Here is a 3132-nt window from a genome sequence, read left to right as displayed (position 1 = left end):
CCGGACCGTCCAGCGGCTGGCTCACAGCCTCAAGGGGATTGCCGGAACGATAGAGGCCGCAGCTCTCCAAAAAGCGGCCGCAGCCGTAGAAAAGGCGCTCGAAGAGCATCAGCGCGAAATCGCGCTCAAGCAGCTCCATACCTTGGAGGAGCTGTTCGAACCGCTCATCCGGCAAATCCGGCAGGCCCTTTTGTCCCGAAACGAAGAACCAACCACCGGAGATGCTCCCTCCGCCTGCCAAGAGAGCGAGCCCCTCATCGCGCGGCTCGAAACCCTCCTGCAGGAAGGCAGCCCGCACGCGCTCACTTGTCTGACGGAACTTGAAATCATTTTACCTGCGGCAACCCGCCTGAGGCCGCTGATCAGAAAGTTTGCCTTCGAAGACGCCCTCGTTATGCTAACAACGATTCGCCCAAAAAACTGAAAGAGAAATCGCATGGAAGACACACGCCCCCACGTGCTCGCTGTTGATGACAATCCTGAGAACCTCGATGTCCTCATTGGACTGCTGGAAGCCGACTATAAACTCTCGGTGGCCACTAGCGGCGCACGCGCGCTCGAGCTGGCCGCCCGAGCAACGCCTGATCTCATCCTTCTCGACATCATGATGCCGGAGATGGATGGTTTTGAGGTTTGTCGTCGATTGAAAGAGCATGAGTTGTTGCGTGATGTTCCCGTTATCTTTATCAGCGCGCTGGAGCGGGTCGACGAAAAAGTCAAAGCCTTCACCTACGGCGGTGTGGACTATGTCACTAAACCGTTCCAGCCCGAAGAACTCAGCGTGCGGATTTCCACCCATCTGACCCTGCAGCGCGTGCAACGGGAGCTGGAAAACCAGAATGCCCATCTCGATGAACTGGTGCGCCGGAAGAGCCGGGAGCTCGCAGAAGCCCACGACCGTCTGGCGCTCGCAAATGCCACCAAACGGGATTTCCTGCGGCTCATTTCGCATGAAATGCGCACGCCGACAAACGGTATATTGGGTATCGCCGACCTGATGTTCGAGTGCTGTCCGGACAACCTCGAGGTGACCCAGATGCGCCCCCTGTTCGACGAAGCCCGGCAACGCATGTTGGAAACCCTCGAGAATGCACTGTTGCTGGCGCAAGTTCATGTTTCAAAAGAAGATTTCCATGTCGACTCCATCGCTCTGGAGCGGCTCCTTAGCGCTGCGTCACGGAAAGCCACGGAATTGGTTTGCGATACCGGCGTAAGCTTTGATGCGCCGCCCGTTGGCGAGGCTCAGATTGTCGGTGATGAAGAAATGTTGCAAACCGCGCTGACCTCTCTGTTGCAGACGGCGGCGGCATTTTCCGAGCCTGGAAGCAGAGTTGCCATCGACATGGAAGGTGAAGCCGAGTTTGTCTCTATAGAGCTGGTTGCTCGAGGGATAGCGCTTGACGCGTGTGCCGCGGAAAGCTTCTTTGAAGTGTTCAGCAATGCCCGTAGCCGTACGGCTGCTGAGTCGCTCGGGTTAAAGCCCCCCGTCGCCGAGCGCATTATCTCCCTTTACGGAGGAGGGGTTCAGATAGAAAGCCTGCCAGAAGCCGGGGTGGAAATTAAAATTATTTTGAAAAAACATTGCCCCGTCCCTGTGCAATAGACCGTGTGGCTCAAGACCACACTGCTACGGGAGCTACAGGAAGGTGACGGATCGTCCGTGGTTTAAATCAAATAGCCGCCTCTCTACTCTGATGGAGTGGGAATTAGAAGCGTCCAAAAAGTAGAACTCCAAAAGGACTAAATTCGCTTTAGCCAATAGCAGAAGGCTGAGAGGCAAAAAAATGCCCCCGCAATCCGTTGGTTGCGGGGGCTTTAAAATGGAGCCGGCGGTCAGAGTCGAACTGACGACCAACGGATTACAAATCCGTTGCTCTGCCACTGAGCTACGCCGGCAGACGTTTGTTCCGGGCAAAAACCTTGTCGGAAAAACGAATGGCGGATTATGCGAATAATGGTTGCGAAGTCAAGCTGGGTGGTTTGGGTTTTTACGGAGGCGGGAAGCGGGCGGACTCTGGGCCGGAAGAAACGGGGTTGACGATCCGCGCATGAATACGAATGGGCACCGGTCGCGTGAAAAGCCGGGGCGGCGGAGCGGCGGTGCCGGAGGGCTCCGGAGTGCGGATGTATTGTTGCGATTGTCGTGGAATATTCATGTAAATAGGGCCATAGTTGGCCGCATATGAAAATTACACCTCCAAAGATTATCCAGGGTGGGATGGGCGCGAGTATTTCGAATTGGCGTCTTGCCCAGGCGGTTTCACGGATTGGCCAGCTCGGCGTTGTTTCGGGGACGGGGCTTTCCGAAGTCGTGGCCCGCCGTCTGCAGGATGGCGATGAGGGCGGCCATGTCCGCCGGGCGCTGGAGCATTTTCCGTTTCCGCGCATGGCGCAGCGTATTCTGGATTCGTTCTATATTCCCGGGGGCAAGGCGGACGATGTGCCCTACCGCCGGCATGAAATGCAGGATCTCGAAGGTCGGCGCGAACCGCTCGAACTTTGCATCGTGAGCAATTTCGTGGAGGTTTTTCTCGCGCGGGAAGGGCACTCGAATCCCGTCGGCATCAACTATCTTGAAAAAATCCAGTTGCCGCATCTGGCCTCGCTCTACGGGGCGCTGCTGGCCGGCGTGGCCGTGGTGGTCATGGGGGCGGGGATTCCATTGGCGATTCCGGCGGTGCTCTCCGCGCTTACGGAGCATGAGGCCGCGGAGTATCCGATTGCCATTGCCACGGAAAGCGGGGGCACCGAAATTTTTTCCCTGCTGTTCGATCCGTCCGAATTCCACGAGGAAGGCGTTCCGCTTCCGCAGATCGGCCGGCCGGATTTCCTTCCGGTGGTTTCGTCGGATGCGCTCGCGTCGATCATGGTGCGCAAGTCCGTTGGGCCGATCGATGGTCTGATTGTCGAGGGCAGCCTGGCGGGCGGGCACAATGCGCCGCCGCGAGGGAAGACGACCTACACCGCCGGCGGCGAGCCGATTTACGGCTTGCGCGACGTGGCCAACTTGGAGGCGTTTCGAAAGATCGGTCTGCCGTTTTGGTTGGCCGGATCCTTTGGTTCTGCTGAAAAATATCGGGAAGCGATCGGGGAGGGCGCCGCCGGCATACAGGTGGGAACCGCATTCGCGCT

General features: G+C 57.8%; 2 protein-coding genes, 1 tRNA gene and 1 pseudogene. 3 read left to right on the top strand and 1 reads right to left on the bottom strand.

Annotation, left to right across the window (positions count from 1 at the left end; translation table 11 throughout):
- Positions 1–424, top strand: a 424-nt coding sequence (locus ABYO54_RS15670; RefSeq protein ID WP_372809170.1) for an Hpt domain-containing protein, incomplete at its 5' end; no start/stop codon positions are given.
- A gap of 12 nt (positions 425–436) precedes the next feature.
- Positions 437–1603, top strand: coding sequence for a response regulator (locus ABYO54_RS15665; RefSeq protein WP_372809169.1), 1167 nt, complete (start codon positions 437–439; stop codon positions 1601–1603).
- Positions 1604–1821: 218 nt separating this feature from the next.
- On the opposite strand, the gene ABYO54_RS15660 is transcribed toward ABYO54_RS15665, so the two are convergent.
- Positions 1822–1896 (bottom strand) — tRNA-Thr (locus ABYO54_RS15660).
- Positions 1897–2218: 322 nt separating this feature from the next.
- Between ABYO54_RS15660 and ABYO54_RS15655 the strand changes: the two are divergent.
- Positions 2219–3132 (top strand): annotated as a pseudogene (locus ABYO54_RS15655) (nitronate monooxygenase); the annotation flags it as partial.

Origin of the sequence: Pontiella sp. (assembly GCF_041622395.1) — a bacterium.
Classification (GTDB): Bacteria; Verrucomicrobiota; Kiritimatiellia; order Kiritimatiellales; family Pontiellaceae; genus Pontiella.
This window is presented reverse-complemented; position numbering and strand designations above follow the sequence as displayed.